This window comes from Streptomyces sp. NPDC097640, assembly GCF_040302705.1.
GTDB lineage: Bacteria > Actinomycetota > Actinomycetes > Streptomycetales > Streptomycetaceae > Streptomyces.
Window position 1 is genome coordinate 91,239 of sequence record NZ_JBEOSB010000038.1, and the last position, 17,780, is coordinate 109,018.

Sequence of the window (17,780 nt, forward strand, 5' to 3'; positions counted from 1 at the left end):
AGAGGTCATGTGGCGGGGACCACGGCGGCGACGGCCGGGTCCCAGGTGGCGAAGCCGGTGTCGCCGACGCGCAGCCCGGAGGCGGTGCCGGGACCCTCCCGGACCAGCCCGGTGGACCCGCCGGGCAGCTCGACGGTCAGCTTGCGCGAGTGGCCGAGGTACGTCTCGTCGCGCACGGTGATCGGCACCCCGGCCCGGCCGGGGGCCGGCTGCTCGGCCGACAGCCGCAGCCGCTCGGGGCGGATCACGACCACGGCGTCGCCGCGCACCGTGTGGGCGCCGCCCAGCGGTACGCCGTACGCGCCCGCGTGCAGCCGCTTGGGGTCGTCGGGGTGGACGACGCCGCGCAGCAGCGTGGACTCGCCGAGGAACTGGGCCACGAACAGCGACTCGGGCCGCTCGTAGAGCTCCTCCGCGGTGCCCACCTGCACGATCCGCCCGTCGTCGTAGACGGCGATCCGGTCGGAGAGGGTGAGCGCCTCCTCCTGGTCGTGGGTGACATAGAGGAACGTGGTGCCCACCTGGCGGTGGATCTCCCGGATCTCCTCCTGGAGGGCCTCGCGGAGCTTCTTGTCGAGCGCGCCCAGCGGCTCGTCCATGAGCAGCACCGGCGGCCGGTAGACGATCGCCCGCGCGAAGGCGACGCGCTGCTGCTGGCCGCCGGACAGCTCCGCGGGGCGGCGCCGTTCGAACCCCTCCAGCTGTACGGTCCGCACCGCCGCGCGCACCAGTTCGCGCCGCCGCGCCTTCGGCAGCTTCCGCTGCCGCAGCGGGAATTCGATGTTGTCCCACACGCTCAGGTGCGGGAACAGGGCGTAGCCCTGGAAGACCATGCCCATCTCGCGCCGGTGCGGGGGCACGGAGTTCAGCGGCTTGCCGTCGACCAGGATGTCGCCCGAGGTCGGCGGCACAAAGCCCGCGATCATGTTGAGCGTGGTCGTCTTGCCCGAGCCGCTGGGGCCCAGGAAGGTCATGAACTCGCCCGGCTGGATGGTGAGATCGACGCCGCGCACGGCCCGGCTCGACCCGTAGTCCTTGGTCAGGCCGCGCAGTTCGATGGCGGCCCCGGTGCGCTTGAGGTCGGCCGACGTGAGATCGGCGGCCCCGCCGCGCTTGAGGTCAGCTGACACGTCGCCTCCGCGATTGTGCGAGCAGCGCGATCGCGATCAGCGCGCTGGTGAAGCAGATGATGAGGGTGGCCGCGGCGGCGATGGTGGGATCGACGTCGCGCTGGATGCTGCTGTACATCCGCACCGGCAGGGTCTCCAGATAGGGGCTGGAGATGAACATGGACACCACGACCTCGTCGAAGGAGGTCACGAAGGCGAACATGAACCCGGACAGCAGACCGGGCGCGATCACCGGCAGGGTGACCGTGAGAAAGGCGCGCCCGCGGCTCGCGCCGCAGATCGCCGCCGCGCGCTCCAGCGTGGTGTCGAACCGCGACAGCACCGAGGACACCGGGACGATCACGAACGGCAGGGCCAGCACGGTGTGCGCGATCAGGAACCCGGTGAACGTCCCCACCAGCCGCAGCTGGAGGAACAGCGCGTAGAGGCCCACCGCGAAGACGACCGTGGGCACCAGCATCGGGGCGATCAGCAGCGCGCCCGCCACGCCCCGGCCCCGGAACCGGCCGCGGGTCAGGGCGTAGCTGGCGGCCGTGCCCAGCACGGTGGCCAGGACCCCGACGAGGGCGCCGATCTGGAGCGAGTTCAGCAGATCGGCCACCCAGCGGCTGTCCGAGAAGAACGACTCGTACCACCGCAGGGACCAGCGCTCGGGCGGAAACGCCAGCGAGCGCTGCCCGGTGAAGCTGAGCGGGATCACCACCAGCGTCGGGGCGACCAGCCAGAGCGCGACCAGCGCGCCGAAGATCTTGAGGGGGATTCGCCTGCTCACAGCTCCAGACCTCCCGTGACCTGGGCCGACTTACCGGTCACCCGCTTGGACACCCAGGCCGTCACCGCGAGCAGCAGGCCCGCCGTGAGCAGCAGCGCCACCGCGAGCGCCCCGCCGCGGCCCCAGTTCAGCAACTCGCTGATCTGCGTGTACAGCGCGTTGGGCAGCAGCTCCTGGCGGGGCGAGCCGAGCACGGCGGGGGTGATGTAGAAGCCGAGCGAGAGGATGAACACCATCAGCGACCCGGCGAACACCCCGGGCAGCGACAGCGGGACGAAGACCCGCCGGAACGCCGTCCAGGGCGGTGCGCCGCAGATCATCCCGGCCTGCACCACCCGCCGGTCGATCGAGCGCATCGCGTTGAACAGGGGCAGCACCATGAACGGCATCAGGAGCTGGCACATGCCGATCAGCACGCCCGTGGTGGTCCCCAGCAGATGAGTCTCGCCGAGGCCCAGCGCGCCCAGGACCGTGTTGAGCACGCCGTTGTCCTGAAGGATGATCACCCAGGCGAAGACGCGCACCATCAGGCTGGTCCAGAACGGCATCAGCACGGCCAGCATCAGCAGCCCGCGCAGCGCCGGTCCGGACACGGTCATCAGATACGCGTACGGGTAGCCGAGCACCAGGGTGATCAGCGTGGCCAGGGCGGCGACGGCCAGGGTGCGGCCCAGCACCTCGAGCGAGGTGGTGTCGTGCAGCAGCCACGAGAAGTTCTGGAGACCGGGCTCCGGCTGGGTGACGCTGCGCACCACGATCGTGGCGACCGGGTAGACGAAGCCGGCCAACACCAGCAGCGCGGTCGGCACGATCAGCAGCCAGCGCCGGGGGGAGCCGGGGGCCCGGTCGGTGGCGGCGGCGGAGGGGGCCGCCGACCGCCCGCCCGGCCGGCCGGCGTGCCGGCCGGGCGTCGTACGGGGGGAGGGCGCTGTCATCCGTTCAGCCAGTCGGACCAGGCCTTGGACAGCTTGTCCCGGTTCTTGCCCCAGTAGGTGAAGTCGGGGGTGATGGACTGGTTGAGCACCGTCTCCTGGGTCGGGTCGAGCTTCTTGCCCTGCGGGGACAGCTTGGGCTTGGCGCCGACGTTGACCGGCGCGTAGCTGGTGTACTCGGACTGCCTGGTCTGCTGCTCGGCCCCGAGCGCGTAGTTGATCAGGCCCATCGCGGCCTTGTCGTTCTTCGAGCCCTTCGGGACGGCGAACACGTCATAGAGGGTGAAGCTGTTGTTCCACACCGGGCGGAAGTTCGCCCCGTTGGCGTTGGCCTCGTAGATACGGCCGCTCCAGGCCATGATCATGTCCGCCTGGCCGGACTGCACGATCTGGGTCTGCTGGGCGCCGGTCTTCCAGTACGTGAGGTCGGACTTGACGCTGTCCCACTTGCGCAGCGCCCGCTTGGTGTCCAGCGGGTACAGCTTGCTCGGGCCCACGCCGTCGGCCAGCAGGGCCGCCTCGAAGATGCCGGGGGTGGGGGTCGGGCGGCCGTCGACGCCCCGCTTGCCCGGGAACTTCTCGGTGTCGAAGAAGTCCGCCCAGGTCGTGGGGGGATTGTCCCCGTACTTCTCGGCGTTGTAGAAGAGGCCGTACCCGTAGATCAGCGAGGGGACCATGCAGTCCGACTCGGGGGTCTGGCGCGGCAGCTGGCTGGTGTCGATGATTTTGTAGTCCAGCTTTTCGTACAGCGTCCCGCAGTTGGCGGCGGCGTCCCACGGGGTGGTGTCGACCACGTCCCACAGCACGTTCTTGGAGTCCACCTGCGTCTTGATCTTGGCCGGGTCGGTGGGGCCGTCGGTGAGCACATCGGCGCCGGACTCCTTGGCGAACGGCTCGACGAACGCGGCCTCCTGGCCGTCCTGCATGCCGCCGCCGTATGACACATAGGTCATCCGGACGTCCTTGAGCGCTTCCTTCTTGACCGTGCCCGCGGGCTTGCCGACGAGATCGGCCGCGTCGGCCTCCTTGCCGGGCCCCCCTTGCGCGCAGCCGGCCGTGAGCAGCACACCGACGGTCGCGAAGGCGGTCCCGGCCAGCGCGGGGCGTCGGGTCCGCACTCCGCGGAACGCCCCGTGGAATGCTCCGGAGAATGGGGATCGGGGGGACATCGGCTACTCCTTGTCGCCGGGCTGAACGGGGCCCAGCACCCAGTGGACGACGGACATGGCGTCGGTCTCGTTGACGATGCGGTGCGGTTGCCTGGAGTCGAAGTCCAGGCTGTCTCCCTCGCCGAGCACGAAGCGTTCGGTGTCGAGCAGTACGGTCACCTGGTTGGTCAGCACCACGACGACCTCATGCCACCCGGGGTGGCTGTACTGCTCGTCCCCGGTCGAGCCCCCCGGCGCGAACTCGGCCTCGTACACCCCGAAACCGGCCAGCGGTTCCCGGGTGAGCGAGGTCTTGCGGCCACCACCGACCCAGGGGAGCTCCGGCCGGTCCTGGGCGCGCAGGGGCGTGGGACCGATGGCCGAGGTGTCGAACAGCTCGGCCATGGTGATGCCGAGGGCGGAGGCGATGCGCGCCAGCGTCGAGATGGAGGCGCTGCTGCGCCCGCGCTCGAGCTGGCTGAGGAAGCTCCCGCTGACGTCGCTGCGCTCCGCGAGGGCGCGCAGCGACATACGGCGCAGGCGTCGGAACGCATGCACACGCCTGCCCACGTCCGACTCGGGACGTTCGGCGGGCGGTTCGGGGGCGGACTTCGGTTCGACGGACACTTGAGCTCCGGGCGGGGTAGGAAGCGGAAGTGATCGACGGGAGATGAATGGCAAGCACCATGACACGGCCCAACTGGCGTGACAAGAGGTGCTTAACAAAATCTGTCAGGTGTGAAGTAACCGTGATGCGGGCGTAGTTGCAGTGAGCGGGACAGGTGGGGGCCGTGCGGACGCGGGCATCGCACGCCGGCGGCGAGTCTGTCATGGCCGCGTCACAGATCACGGCCCTGGTGCTCGCTCTTGCCTGCCCCTGGCCACTACCTGTTGTGCGCGCTCTGCCGCGACGGGTACTTGCGCAAGCTCGACGACGGCGGGTTCGTGGTAGGGGCCTGCGTCGCCGACCCGGCTGATCCGCGGGCGAGCCGCGTGACCAGGTGCCTTTCGCTCACTATGTCAACTACCCTTCGCTGAGCGAAGGGCTTGCACAGCGGGCGCCACTGGCTGTGGTGCTGCGCTTGCGTCCAGCCCCGTTCCCGGTTTTCGGGGGTGGGGCAGGGGTGATTGACTGCACCCCGCGTCGCCACAACTCTTCCGCGCGGGCGCGGATGTTGCGGGAGCCGTTCCGGTCCGCGTGATCAACGAATCCGCAGTTCCGGCACGCGAACCAGGCCTGGGAGACTCGGTTCGCCTTGTCGATGTGGCCGCATTCGGCGCAGGCGCGGGAGGTGTACGCCGGATCGACGCGCACCACCGGGACTCCGGCCTTGCGGGCCTTGTATTCGATGAAGCTGCCCAGCTGGGCGAAGGCCCAGGAGTGCAAGGTGGCCCGTTGGGGCTTGGCCAGCCGTACCCGTTCGCGGATACCGCCCAGGTCTTCCAGGGCGACGCCGCGACCGGTGCGTTCTGCCTCGGCCACCACATGCTTGGCGATCTTGTGGTTGATGTCCTTGGCCCGCCGCGCCTCCTTGCGCCGTCGTTTCTTCAGCCGGCGCTTGGCGGACGGGGTGTTTTTCTTCTGCAACTTGGCGCGCAGCGTGCGCTCCCGTGTGCGGGTGCGGTTGAGGGCGCGTCCGGCCATGATCTCGCCGTCACTGGTGGTGGCGATATTGACGATGCCCAGGTCGATGCCGAGAAAGCCCTGTGGGTCGGTATTCGGCTCCGCCTCGGGGACCTCACAGGTGGCCCACAGGAACCACATGCCGTCCCGTGCGATCAGGTCGGATTCGCCCCGGCGGTACAGGGTGAGCGTGGCGAGCTGTTCGGCCGAAGCGGTGAACGCCACGTTCTTCAGCCGGCCTCTCACGGTCCAGATCGACACAGTGCGCTGGTTGATCTGCCAGGACAGCATCCGGTCGTCATAGGGCTGGGCGCTCTTGAGGCGGAAGGCGATCGGTTTCCCGGTCGCCTTGCGGTACCGCTTCGAGCCGGGCTTGCCGAGGTTGCCCGCCTTCAGGTTGGCGCGCAGGGTCTCGTAGGCGTCGCAGGTCTTCTTGATGACGTGCTGGGCGGCCTGGGCACCCAGACCCCACTGGTCCTTGACCGGGCGGTAGGTGAGCTTGCGCAGAGCGAAGTTCTTTCTCGCGTCCCGCTCATAGGCGATCTCGCTGACCCAGCACGCGGCCTCGTTACAGGCGTACAGAGTCGCCTCAAGCGCCTGCGCCTGTATGGGCGTTGGCAGAAGCTTGATCTGTACGACCAGTTTCATGCCCCTGACGTTAGCCAGGAAGCCGCACACGCGAACGACCATCACACGAACATACGCAGATCCGGTGATCAGTCGATCACGCGTTTGCTTTCTCCGGTTCTGCCGGACAGCATCTCGGGCGCCGCCGCGGAGGCCCGGATCGGCGGCGACCTGTACGCGCTGGTGCCCACCCCGTACGGCGTACGGCTGATCGTGGGCGATGTGCGCGGCAAGGGGCTGCCCGCGGTGGGCACCACCGCGCTGGTGCTCGGCGTCTTCCGCGAGGCCGCGTACGACGAGCCGGACCTGCTGGACGTCGTCGAGCGGATCGAACGCAGCCTGGCCCGCAACCTCGGCCCCGACGACTTCGTGACCGCCGTCGTCGCCGGATACCCCCAGCCGGGCCGGATGGAGGTCGTCAACTGCGGACACGCCCCGCTGCTGGTCAGCCACTCCAACGTCACGGCGGTCGAGCCGACCCACCCGGCCCCGCCGCTGGGGCTGCGCGCCCTGGTCGGCCGCTGCCCGAGCCTCCAGGTGCTGCCCTTCTCCGACGGCGACCAGCTGCTGCTCTACACCGACGGGGTCACCGAGGCCCGGGACGGCATGCGCGCCTTCTACCCGCTGGCCGAGCGGGTGGCCCGGCACGCCTGCGCGGAGCCGTCCCGCACCGTCGCCGCCCTCCACGACGAGCTGCTGGAGCACGTCGGCGGCCGGCTCCACGACGACGCGGCGCTGCTGCTGCTCCGCAAGCCGACCGCCGCGGACGCGGCCGCCGCCTCGGCCGTGGCCGCCGACCCGGGGCCCGGTGCCTGAGGCACCGGGGCCCGAGGCGCTCAGGGTTCTCAGGGCTGGGCGTCGGTGAGGACCAGCACATCGGGGCCCGCGACGCGGCTGATCTCGTCCCAGGAGACGGCGATCACGCCGTGCCCGGCGAGCGACGGCACCAGTTGCTGAGGCTCGCCGCTTCCGCCCCGGTCCAGCTCGGGCAGGCTGATGGAGTAGCTGAGCCCGCCGCGCTCGGCGTCCAGGACCAGCAGCCGCGACGGGCCGGCCGGAGCGGGCCGGCCCTTCTCCTGGGGCGGCTGCTCCACGACATACACCCGTCCGCCGGCGACCACCGCCTCACCCAGGCGGGTGCCCTTCGCCGGCCGGTGGGTCCACCGCCGTCGGCCGTCGTCCAGGGCGTAGCCGCGCAGCGCGCCGGGGTCGTCGTAGGCCTGGGACACCAGGGTCCGGGCCGTGTTCCCCCGCGCCCGCTCCCCGTCGGGGAACGGCAGGGTACGGGTGCCGGGCCGCCGCCCGGACACATCGGTCACCGACAGGCCGCCGTCGCGGTCGGCCGGGGCGACGACCAGGGTGGCGTCGTCCACGGGCCGGTACGGGGCGAGCCGCGCGTCGTGCGCGAACCGCCACCGTACGGCGCCGGTGCCCGCGTCCAGCCCGATCTGCGCCATCCGGGCGGTCTGCGGATCGTCGTCCAGGGCGGGGTCGTCCGGGCAGCCGCCGGCCTCCACGACGTACACCTCCCTCAGCGCGAATGGGGCGTCCGTGGGCGACCACCGCTCGCAGCCCTTCGGCGGCGCGGCCCGCCACCGGCGCTTCCCGTCGGCCGCGGAGAGCGCCCACAGCTCCTCCTCGGACGCGACGAGCACGGTCCCGTCCATGACGCGCAGGTTCGTGACCAGGCCGTGGTGGCCGTCGTCGAGCGTCCTCGGTGTCCCGGCGTGCCACCGCGGCTCGCCGGTGCGCAGATCGACGGCGGTCAGGCCCTCGCCGCCCCACCACAGGAGGGCCAGTTCGTCCCCGATCACCAGGTCGTACGGGAACTCCTTGTCGCGCCCGTACTGCCAGTGGACCCGGTCCGTGCGCACACTCCGCGCGGTCAGGCGGGTGCCGTCGCGGGTGGTGTCCTCGTACAGCGCCAGCCCGCCGACGACGGCCAGGGGAGTCCTGTTCAGGCGCCGCACCATCTCGCCGGGGCGGGCCGGGGCCGTCTTCCCCAGCGCCACGGGCGCCTTCCCGTACGGCCCCTTCGTCCACTCGCGCGGGCCGCCGTCGTCCGTGAACCGGGCGTACGCCTGCCAGCCGCCCGCCCCCAGCGCGAGGACGAGCACCAGGGCGAGGGGCACCCGCAACCGGGGCCGGGGCGCGAACCAGCGGTCCCAGAGGCGTCGAATGGACATCGTGTGCTCCCTCCCCCGGCGGCCGACGCCCCGCTCAGGGGACGCCGGCCGCTGCTGACTATGCCGCCGCTAGTACTTGCGGCACACCCTCACCTCTTTGCTGGGCTGGCTGGCCTGGGTCCACTTGTTGCCGGTGTTCGCCCAGTTGAAGCCGATGCTCGTGAGCCCGAGGGTGATGCCGGTCGCGCTTTGGGACTTCCAGGAGTGGCCGTACTTGGAGAACGCCTGGAGGTTCCAGCAGCCGCGCTTGCTGGCCTTGAAGGAGATACCCATGACGCCCTGGTACCCCTGCATGTCGATCTTGCCCATGTTCGGGCCCTCGTTGAAGAGGAACCCCGCTCCGTAGGCGCCGGACTTGAACGCCTGCGTCATCTTCTTCTTGCCGAAGACCTGCCCGTTGCCCCGGTAGACAAGCGAGTGCGCCAGGGGGGTGACCTTCTTGCTGAAGCTGATGGCGAACGCGTCGAGCCCCTTGGTGTTGGAGGGGATCTTCTTCCACTTCCAGCCGGCGGAGGCGATGTAGCGGTCCTTCCCCTCGGCCTTGTAGATGGCCGGCTTCACGATCTTGATTTCATCGCTCGGGTTGCCGAGTGTGCTGAACTCCGAGCCGCCCCCGTCCACCCGCTCCAGGCAGTGGTCCGCGGCCAGCTTCGCGTCGATCCGGTCCTGCGAGAGACCCTGGCTGTTCAGCTTCTCGATGAGCGCGGTGACCTGCTGGGTCTGCGCCTTGGCGTCATCGGGCAGCTTCGAGACACAGCCCCGAGCGGCCGGCGCCCCCGTCGGCGCCGACTGGCCGAAGGCCGTCGACGACGCGCCGATCGGGAGCAGAACCGCCCCCGCCACAGCGGCGCCCACCAGTCGCATCTTCGTGTGCATGTGCTTGTTCCCCTCGTTCGCGATGGACTGACGAGGTACGCGGGCCGGTCGCGTTGTCCGGCCGGTGCGACCCCGTCTGACCTCGAGTTTTCGCGGCCGGACGTTGTCTGGCACGCCCCATTCGCCGCGCTGGACAATTCATGGCGGGCGGGAACGGCTGCCGTCCCGGCGGCGTCCGGTACGGGTGGGAGGCGTGCGCCGGGTGGAAATGCCAGGCCATGACGGGGAGGGGTGGCGAGTGGGGCGCAAGGAGAGTCCGCTGGACCCGAGTGCCGGGCCGGTGGAGCGATTCGCCTTTGAGTTGCGGGCCTTGCGGCAGAGCGCGGGCGGGGTGACCTATCGGGCGATGGCGCGCAGGACCGAGTACTCGACGGCGACCCTGGCCCAGGCGGCCTCGGGCGACCGGCTTCCCTCGCTGGCGGTCGCCCTGGCGTATGTGACCGCGTGCGGCGGGGACAGCGCGGAGTGGGAGCGGCGCTGGCAGCAGGTGACGGACCAACTCCTGTGCCGGCCGCCCGAGGAGGACGACGACGCCGTCCCGCCCTACCCGGGGCTGCGGCGCTTCCAGCCGGAGGACCGCGAGCGGTTCTTCGGGCGCGACCGGCTCACCGAGGACCTCGTCGGGCTGGTCCGGGAGCGGCGGTTCGCGGCCGTGGTGGGCGCCTCGGGCAGCGGGAAGTCGTCGCTGCTGCGCGCCGGGTTCATCCCGGCCCTCCAGGAGGCGGGCCCGGCGGCCGGGCGCCCCGCCGCCCTCCGCATCCTCACCCCGGGCCCGCACCCCGCCCGCGCCCACGCCCAGGCGCTGACGGCGGCCCGGGGCCGGGGCGACACCGTGGTCCTCGTCGACCAGTTCGAGGAGACCTTCACGCTCTGCCATGACCCGGCCGAGCGGGCGGAGTTCATCGAGCTTCTGCTGTCCGCCCGCGACCCCGAGCGCCGCTTACGCGTCGTGGTCGCCGTGCGCGCGGACTTCTTCGGCCACTGCGCCGGGCACCGCGCCCTCGCCGACGCGCTGCGCGACGCCACGCTGCTGGTGGCCCCGATGACCCCGGCGGAGCTGCGCGAGGCCATCGTCAAACCGGCCGCCGCCGAGGGGCTGATCGTCGAACGCGCCCTGACCGCGCGGCTCGTCGAGGAGGTCGGTGAGGAGCCCGGCGGGCTGCCGCTGCTGTCGCACGTCCTGCTGGAGACCTGGCGCCGCCGCCGCGCCCGCACGCTGACCATGGCCGCGTACGAGGCCACCGGCGGCATCCACGGCGCCGTCGCCCAGACCGCCGAGGACCTCTACGACCGGCTGCCGCCCCAACAGGCCCTCGCGGCCCGGCGGATCCTGCTGCGGCTGGTCACCCCGGGCGAGGGGGCGCCCGACACCCGGCGCCCGGCGGACCGCGCCGAACTCCAGGCCGACGGGCCCGGCGAGGCGGCCGTGGTGCTGGAACGGCTGGCCCGCGCCCGGCTGATCACCCTCGACGACGAGGTCGTCAATCTCGCGCACGAGGCCCTGATCACCGCCTGGCCCCGGCTGCGCGACTGGATCGACGAGGACCGGCACCGGCTGCGCCTCCACCGCCAGTTGACCGAGGCCGCCCTCGCCTGGGAGCGGCTGGGCCGGGATCACGGGGCGCTGTACCGGGGGGTGCGGCTGGCCGAGGCGGACGAGGCGTTCGGCCTGCCGGAGCGGGCCGCGGACCTCACCCCGGCCGAGCACGCCTTCCTCGCGGAGAGCCGCGCGGGCCTGCGCAAGGAGCGGCGGCGGCTGCGCCAGGTCCTTACGGCGGTCTCCGTGGCCCTGTGCCTCGCCCTGGTCGCGATGGGGGTCGCCTTCTGGCAGCGGAACACGGCCATGGCCGCAGAGGACAGAGCGGTCGCCGCACAGGAGGTGGCGCAGTCGAGGCAACTGGCCGCCCAATCGACAGCGTTGCTGGACAGCAATCCGGATGTCGCCTCCCTGCTGGCGGTCCAGGCATATCGAGCCGGGAACACCAAGGAATCCACCAATAGCCTCTACGCCGCCGCCGCACTGCCGCTGCGGAAACGGCTGGCCGGCCATGCCGAAACGGTGCGGACGCTGGCGTTCAGTCCCGACGGCCGCACGCTCGCCACGGGCAGCGAAGATGGCTCGGTGCGGCTGTGGGAAGCGGCCACGGGCAAGCTCCGCACCACCCTCACCGGACGGGTGCAGGTGCTGGCGTTCAGTCCCGACGGCCGCACGCTGGCCGCCGGGAGCGCCGATGGCCAGGTGCGGTTGTGGGAGGTGGCCACGGGCAGGGACCGGACCACGTTCACCGCTCACACGGGCCAGGTGGAGGCGCTGGCGTTCAGCCCGGATGGCCGCAGGCTCGCCACCGCCAGCAGCTTCGACGACACCGTGCGTCTGTGGAACGCCACCGCCGTACGCCCGCACACCACTCTCGCCGGCGAGCCGACCATCCTCACCGGCGAGGCGCGAAACGTCAGGTCCCTGGCGTTCAGCCCCGACGGCCGCACGCTCGCCACGGGCAGCAGCGACGGACCCGTGCGCCTGTGGAACACGGCCACCGGCCGAGTCCGTGACACACTCACCGGGCACACGCGGGTCGTCGGGCTGGTCGCGTTCAGCGCGGACGGCCGCACTCTCGCCACCAGCAGCTACGACGGAACGGCCCGTTTGTGGGACCCGGCCACGGGCGCCACCCGCAGGACCTTCCGTGACCACGTCGGGCGGGTCTGGGCGGCCGCGTTCAGCCCCGACGGCCGCACCCTGGCGACCAGCGACGGACGACAGACCGTCCGGCTCTGGGACACCTCCACCGGACGTGTCCGGACCACCCTCACCGGGCACGCCGACTACCTGTACTCGATCGCGTTCAGCCCGGATGGCCGCACCCTGGCCACCGGTGGCCCCGATCGCACCGCACGGCTGTGGGACCTGGCCAGGGGGCAGACCCGGCGCACCTTCGACGGTCACACGGATGGCGTCTGGGCGGCCGCGCTCAGCCCCGACGGCCGCACGCTGGTCACCACGGACCGCGGCGGGCCGGCTCGCCTGTGGAACACGGGAACAGGGACGCGCCGCTCCCTGCCGGGCGGCGGCGGCCAAGGGGAGGCTGAAGCAGTGGCGTTCAGCCCGGACGGCAGGACGCTGGCCATCGGGACCAGCGACGGACGAGTGCGGTTCCACGATCTGCGCACCGGCAAGACCACTGAGCGGGAGACCACTCACATCCGCCACAGCGTCGACGTGCTGGCGTACAGCCCGGACGGCCGCATGCTGGCCGTCGCAAGCGACGAGGTGGAAGACGTGCAGCTGTGGGACATGTCCTCCGGCCTGGTGCGGGCCACCCTCCGGGTGTCCAGGCTCGGGGCGGAGGCCCTCGCCTTCAGCCCGGACGGCCGGACCTTGGCCACGAGCGGGATCAGTATGAGGGACAGGGTCCAGCTGTGGGACACCGCCAGCGGCAAGGTCCGGATCACGCTGAACACCGGTCGCACCAATGCGGTGGCGTTCAGCCCGGACGGCCGGACGCTCGCCACCGGAAGCTCCGATGGCACGGCCCGGCTGTGGAACGTCGCGGACGGCGACCGCCGCGCCACCTTCACCGGACACGTCGACGCGGCCGAGTCCGTCGCCTTCAGCCCGGACGGCCGCTCTCTCGCCGTTGGCAGCTATGAAGGGGGCGTGCGCGTGTGGGACGTGACCGGGAGCCGGACTAGGACCACCCTCACCGGTCACACCAGCGCCGTGAAGGTGGTGGCGTTCAGCCGTGACGGCCGAACGCTCGTCACAGGCAGTCTGGATGGGACGGCGCGCCTGTGGGACGTCTTCCTGCCAGGCCCCCAGGAGGCGATGAGCAGCATATGCAAGGCCGTCCACCGTGATCTCACCGCCGAGGAGCGCTCGACCTATCTGCCGGACCAGCCGTCCTCAGGCCGGGTGTGCCCGGCGTGAGAATCCGGTGGTGGACTCAGACCACGCCGTGCGCGGCCATGGCCTCCGCCACCCGCAGATACCCCGCGACGTTCGCGCCGAGCGCGTAGTCGTCCGGGGCCCCGTACTCCTCCGCCGTGGCCCGGCACAGCGCGTGGACATCGGACATGACGGCGGCCAGCCGGGTCTCGGTCTGCTCGAAGGTCCACCGCTCGCGGGCCGCGTTCTGCCGCATCTCCAGCGCGGAGGTGGCCACTCCGCCCGCGTTGGCGGCCTTGCCGGGGCCGAACAGCACCCCGGCCTCCCTCAGGATCTCGACCGCGGCCGGGGTGCAGGGCATGTTCGCGCCCTCGGCCACGGCCAGCACGCCGTTCTTCACCAGCGTCACCGCGTCCTGCTCGTCCAGCTCGTTCTGGGTGGCGCAGGGCAGGGCGATGTCGCAGTCCACCTCGAACACCGAGCCCCGGTCGGAGAACACCGCCCCCTGCCGGGCCCGGGCGTACTCGGCGATCCGCGCCCGCCGGGCCTCCTTGACCTCCTTGAGCAGGCCGAGGTCGATCCCGTCCCGGTCGACCACGAATCCGGAGGAGTCGGAGCAGGCCACCACGCGGCCGCCGAGGGCGTGCACCTTCTCGACGGCGTAGACGGCCACATTGCCGGAGCCGGAGACCACCACATCGCAGCCGTCGAACTGGCGGCCGCGGGTGCGCAGCATCTCCTGGGCGAAGTGGACGGTGCCGTATCCGGTGGCCTCGGTGCGCGCGTGCGAGCCGCCCCAGCCGACGCCCTTGCCGGTCAGCACGCCGGCCTCGAAGCGGTTGGTCAGCCGCTTGTACTGGCCGAACAGATAGCCGATCTCGCGCCCGCCCACCCCGATGTCCCCGGCCGGGACGTCGGTGTGCTCGCCGATGTGCCGGTGGAGCTCGGTCATGAAGGACTGGCAGAAGCGCATGACCTCGCCGTCGGAGCGGCCCTTCGGGTCGAAGTCCGCGCCGCCCTTGCCGCCGCCGATCGACAGCCCGGTCAGCGCGTTCTTGAAGATCTGCTCGAAGCCGAGGAACTTGACGATGCCCAGGTTGACGCTGGGGTGGAAGCGCAGGCCCCCCTTGTACGGCCCGAGCGCGCTGTTGAACTCCACCCGGAAGCCCCGGTTCACATGGATGTCCCCCTGGTCGTCCACCCAGGGCACCCGGAAGATGATCTGTCGCTCCGGTTCGCAGAGCCGCTCCACGATCCGGGCGTCGAGATGGTCCGGATGCGCGCGGAGCACGGGCGCGAGGGTGTGCAGCACCTCGCCCGCGGCCTGGTGGAACTCCGCTTCCCCGGGGTTGCGGCGCACGATCTGCGCGTACACGGACTCGATACGAGCGGTGACGTCCATGGCCGCTCAGTGTGGCAGCGGACCCCGCCGGGACCCGTCCGCCGCGCCGAGCGTGACGGCGGGCCGGGGGATCCGGTCATCCGGGGGATGCAGCGGGGCCCGCCCGCGACCGGTCGTCGGTCGCGGGCGGGCCCGATGCGTGGGTGGGCTGCTGCTCCGGCTTACTTCGCGAAGCCGTAGTTCAGCAGCTTCTTCGCGTCCGCCGTGCGGTTGTCCACCGAGGAGGAGGCGAGGACGGTGCCGATGACCGTCTTGCTGTTCCGGGTGGCGGCGAAGACCAGGCAGTACTTGGCCTCCGGGCCCGAGCCGGTCTTGACGCCGATGGCGCCCGAGTAGGTGCCGAGGAGCGGGTTGGTGTTGGTCCACTCCATGTAGCGGTAGCCACCGCTCTTCGTGGTGACCTTCTGCTTCGTCGTCTTCGTCTTCACGACCGTACGGAACGTGGAGTACTTCATCGCGCTGCTGGCGATCTTGGTGAGGTCGCGCGGCGTGGAGTAGTTCGCGCCGTGCCCTATGCCGTCGAACGAGTCGAAGTGCGTGTTGGTCAGGCCCAGGTTCTTGGCGGTCGTGTTCATCTTGCCGATGAACGACTTCACCCGCGCGGCCCGCGTGGACCCGGTGCCGAACTTGTCGGCCAGCGCGTACGCCGCGTCACAGCCGGACGGGAGCATCAGGCCGTACAGCAGCTGGCGGACGGTGACCTTGTCGCCGACGATCAGCCGGGCCGAGGAGGCCCAGTTGTTGTCGACGATGTAGTCGCTGTACGCCTTCTGGACCGTGACCTTCGCGTCCAGGTTGAGGTTCGGCTGGGCGAGTACCACCCGGGCCGTCATGATCTTGGTGGTGGAGCCGGTGGAGAGGCGGGTGTCCGCTGCCTTGGTGTAGAGGGACTTCCCCGTGCCGTTGTTCATCACGAAGCCGCCCTTGGCGGTGATCGTGGGGGTCGCGACCGTGGCGGCCTGCGCGACGGGGGCGAGCGCCCCGGCGTTGAGGACGGCTCCCGCGGCGATGACGGCCACGGCGGAAACGCGACGAATACCCTTGATGCCGGTTTTCAAGATTGATACTCCAAATGCCCCTGCGAGGTGGCGAAGATGAGAGTGCCGCTTGCTCAAGAGGAGACGCATGAGACGGGCCAATGGATGTGCCCCCCGTGACATTAACCCATTCGTTCGGATGGGGTCGCCGCAAGTGTCCTGTTGCCTGACAGGGGCGTGTGGGACGCCTGTGTCATCATTCCGACGACGGCGTGATCAAGGATTCCGTGCCGCGGGGAGCACGGGCTGAGGGCATGACGGCAGCTCGAGGGGGGACGATCGCGTGACCCGGGGTGATTCGACGGAGGGCGGTGCCGTCGAGCGGATACCGCCGGGCGCGGAACCCTCCGAGGTGATCTACGGCAATCCGTCGGATGTCGATGACCTGGTCGTCAAGCTGCGGGCTTATGCGGGTGCGTTCAAGGACGGGCAGGGCCAGCTGGATGTCCTGATGTTGATGGACTGGACCGGGGCCGGGTCGGAGGGGTTCGAGAAGGCGACGGAGAAGCTTCCCCGGGAGCTGGAGTCCGCGCAGACCTACTTCCACGCCGCCGCGAACGCCCTGGACTCGTACGCGGACAAGCTGCGCTCGGTGCAGAAGCGGGTCGAGCCGATCATCAAGGACGCGGACGCGGCGCGGGCTGCGTCCAAGAAGTACTGGAAGGACGTCACCGACTACGTCGACGCCGAGAACCGCAAGGACGATCCGCTGCCCCAGCGCCCGCCGGAGGACGATCCGGGGATCGCCGCGCTGGAGGGGTGTTACCGGCGGCTGGACAAGCTGGAGGGCGAGCTTCAGCCGGTCATCGACGCGGCGAAGAAGAAACTCGCCAAGGCGGCGGAGAAGGCCCCGGACAAGCCCCCGGCGCCGAAGGGCTGGGACAGGTTCAAGAAGGGGCTCGGGGACTTCGCCGGCGGCGCGGGCGACACCGTGTACGGCTGGTACGAGGGGTTCGACGACCTTGTCAACGACGGGCCCGAGGGCCTCGGCCTGCATCTGGCGGGTATCCAGGACGGCATCGCCTACGCCGTCGACCACCCCAAGGAGTTCGCGAAGGCTGTCACCAACTGGGACGAGTGGCAGCGCAACCCCGCCCGCGCCGCCGGCCAGCTCACCCCCGAGCTCCTCCTCGCCCTGGCCACCGGCGGAGCCGGCACCGCCCGCCGCGCCGGCGCCACCGCCAAGAACGCCGCCCAACGCCTGCTGAACCGTGAGCGCGGGCTGCGGCGGGACGGCAGCGCCCGCAGGCGCACGGACAGCGATCCCAAGCGGAACTGCACGCCCGGCGGGGACAAGTGCACCACCGGTGAGCCGATCGATGTGGCGACCGGCGAGATGGTGATGTCCGCCACCGACGTCAGCCTGCCCGGCGCCCTGCCTCTGGTTCTGGAGCGGCATTACGTCTCGGGGCATCCGTGCGGTGGCTGGTTCGGCCGCACCTGGGCGGGCACGCTCGACCAGCGCCTGGAGATCGACGACGCCGGTGTCATCTACGTCACCGACGACGGCATGCTCCTCACCTACCCCATCCCTCAGCCCGACGTCACGACGCTGCCCACCTCAGGGCCGCGCTGGCCGCTGCGCTGGGACGGCAAGCCCGACAGCGCGTTTGTCATCACCGCCCCGGAACACAACCGCACCCTGCACTTCGCGCCCCTTCCGGCAGGCGGCCGCGAGCTGATCCTGACCGCGATCACGGACCGCACCGGCGGCGGCGACCGCATCGACATCGCCTACGACGAGCAGGGCGCGCCGACCGAGATCGTCCACTCCGGTGGCTACCGGATCGCGGTCGACACCGACCCGGCGCTGCTGCGGATCACCGCGCTGCGGCTGCTGCACGGCGACGAGCACGAGCGCAGCACCACGCTGATCTCCTACGGCTACGACAAGGCCGGAAATCTCGCCGAGGTCATCAACTCCACGGGCCTGCCGCTGCGGTACCGGTACGACGACCGGCGCCGCGTCACGTCCTGGACGGACCGCAACGGCACGACGTACGGGTATGTCTACGACCACCGGGGCCGGGTGCTGCGCGGGATCGGCCCGGACGGCATTCTCTCGGGCCGCCTCCACTACGACACCCAGGCCCGCACCACCCGCTACACCGACTCGCAGGGCAACACCACCACCTACGTCTGCAACGAGGCCTACAAGGT

General features: G+C 71.0%; 12 protein-coding genes and 1 pseudogene. 3 read left to right on the forward strand and 10 right to left on the reverse strand.

Annotated elements, in window-relative coordinates:
• Positions 1–5: 5 nt before the first annotated feature.
• The 6 genes from ABTY62_RS41555 to ABTY62_RS41580 all read right to left on the reverse strand — a co-directional run bounded on the left by ABTY62_RS41555 (position 6) and on the right by ABTY62_RS41580 (position 6,254).
• A complete protein-coding gene (locus ABTY62_RS41555; RefSeq protein WP_352134569.1) occupies positions 6–1,130 on the reverse strand; it encodes an ABC transporter ATP-binding protein in 1,125 nt (374 codons plus the stop codon).
• On the reverse strand, positions 1,120–1,902 hold the full coding sequence (locus tag ABTY62_RS41560; RefSeq protein ID WP_352134570.1) for an ABC transporter permease: 783 nt from the start codon (positions 1,900–1,902) through the stop codon (positions 1,120–1,122). The genes ABTY62_RS41555 and ABTY62_RS41560 overlap by 11 nt, the downstream gene beginning before the upstream one ends.
• Positions 1,899–2,837 carry an ABC transporter permease gene (locus ABTY62_RS41565; RefSeq protein WP_352134571.1) on the reverse strand — a complete coding sequence of 313 codons (939 nt, stop codon included), beginning with the start codon at positions 2,835–2,837 and terminating at the stop codon, positions 1,899–1,901. The genes ABTY62_RS41560 and ABTY62_RS41565 overlap by 4 nt, the downstream gene beginning before the upstream one ends.
• On the reverse strand, positions 2,834–4,003 hold the full coding sequence (locus ABTY62_RS41570; protein ID WP_352134572.1) for an ABC transporter substrate-binding protein: 1,170 nt from the start codon (positions 4,001–4,003) through the stop codon (positions 2,834–2,836). The genes ABTY62_RS41565 and ABTY62_RS41570 overlap by 4 nt, the downstream gene beginning before the upstream one ends.
• A gap of 3 nt (positions 4,004–4,006) precedes the next feature.
• Positions 4,007–4,609 (reverse strand): helix-turn-helix domain-containing protein, encoded by a 603-nt coding sequence (locus ABTY62_RS41575; protein ID WP_352134573.1) that lies wholly within the window; start codon positions 4,607–4,609, stop codon positions 4,007–4,009.
• A 397-nt stretch (positions 4,610–5,006) separates the two neighbouring features.
• On the reverse strand, positions 5,007–6,254 hold the full coding sequence (locus tag ABTY62_RS41580; protein WP_352134574.1) for an RNA-guided endonuclease InsQ/TnpB family protein: 1,248 nt from the start codon (positions 6,252–6,254) through the stop codon (positions 5,007–5,009).
• Between the two features lie 114 nt (positions 6,255–6,368).
• On the opposite strand from ABTY62_RS41580, the pseudogene ABTY62_RS41585 reads away from it, so the two are divergent.
• Positions 6,369–7,049: pseudogene (locus ABTY62_RS41585) on the forward strand (PP2C family protein-serine/threonine phosphatase); the annotation flags it as partial.
• A gap of 29 nt (positions 7,050–7,078) precedes the next feature.
• On the opposite strand, the gene ABTY62_RS41590 reads toward ABTY62_RS41585, so the two are convergent.
• Positions 7,079–8,419 (reverse strand): outer membrane protein assembly factor BamB family protein, encoded by a 1,341-nt coding sequence (locus ABTY62_RS41590; RefSeq protein ID WP_352134575.1) that lies wholly within the window; start codon positions 8,417–8,419, stop codon positions 7,079–7,081.
• Positions 8,420–8,488: 69 nt separating this feature from the next.
• Complete coding sequence (locus ABTY62_RS41595) at positions 8,489–9,295, reverse strand: hypothetical protein (protein WP_352134576.1); 807 nt, start codon at positions 9,293–9,295, stop codon at positions 8,489–8,491.
• Positions 9,296–9,533: 238 nt separating this feature from the next.
• Between ABTY62_RS41595 and ABTY62_RS41600 the strand changes: the two genes are divergently transcribed.
• Positions 9,534–13,223 (forward strand): nSTAND1 domain-containing NTPase, encoded by a 3,690-nt coding sequence (locus ABTY62_RS41600; RefSeq protein ID WP_352134577.1) that lies wholly within the window; start codon positions 9,534–9,536, stop codon positions 13,221–13,223.
• A gap of 16 nt (positions 13,224–13,239) precedes the next feature.
• Here ABTY62_RS41600 and gdhA read toward each other — a convergent pair whose 3' ends face one another.
• Together gdhA and ABTY62_RS41610 are read right to left on the reverse strand one after the other, a co-directional pair.
• Positions 13,240–14,583 (reverse strand): NADP-specific glutamate dehydrogenase, encoded by a 1,344-nt coding sequence (gene gdhA / locus ABTY62_RS41605; RefSeq protein WP_352134578.1) that lies wholly within the window; start codon positions 14,581–14,583, stop codon positions 13,240–13,242.
• A 161-nt stretch (positions 14,584–14,744) separates the two neighbouring features.
• Complete coding sequence (locus tag ABTY62_RS41610) at positions 14,745–15,641, reverse strand: D-alanyl-D-alanine carboxypeptidase family protein (RefSeq protein ID WP_311726189.1); 897 nt, start codon at positions 15,639–15,641, stop codon at positions 14,745–14,747.
• A gap of 262 nt (positions 15,642–15,903) precedes the next feature.
• Between ABTY62_RS41610 and ABTY62_RS41615 the strand changes: the two genes are divergently transcribed.
• The coding region (locus tag ABTY62_RS41615; protein WP_352134579.1) for a DUF6531 domain-containing protein at positions 15,904–17,780 on the forward strand (1,877 nt) is incomplete at its 3' end.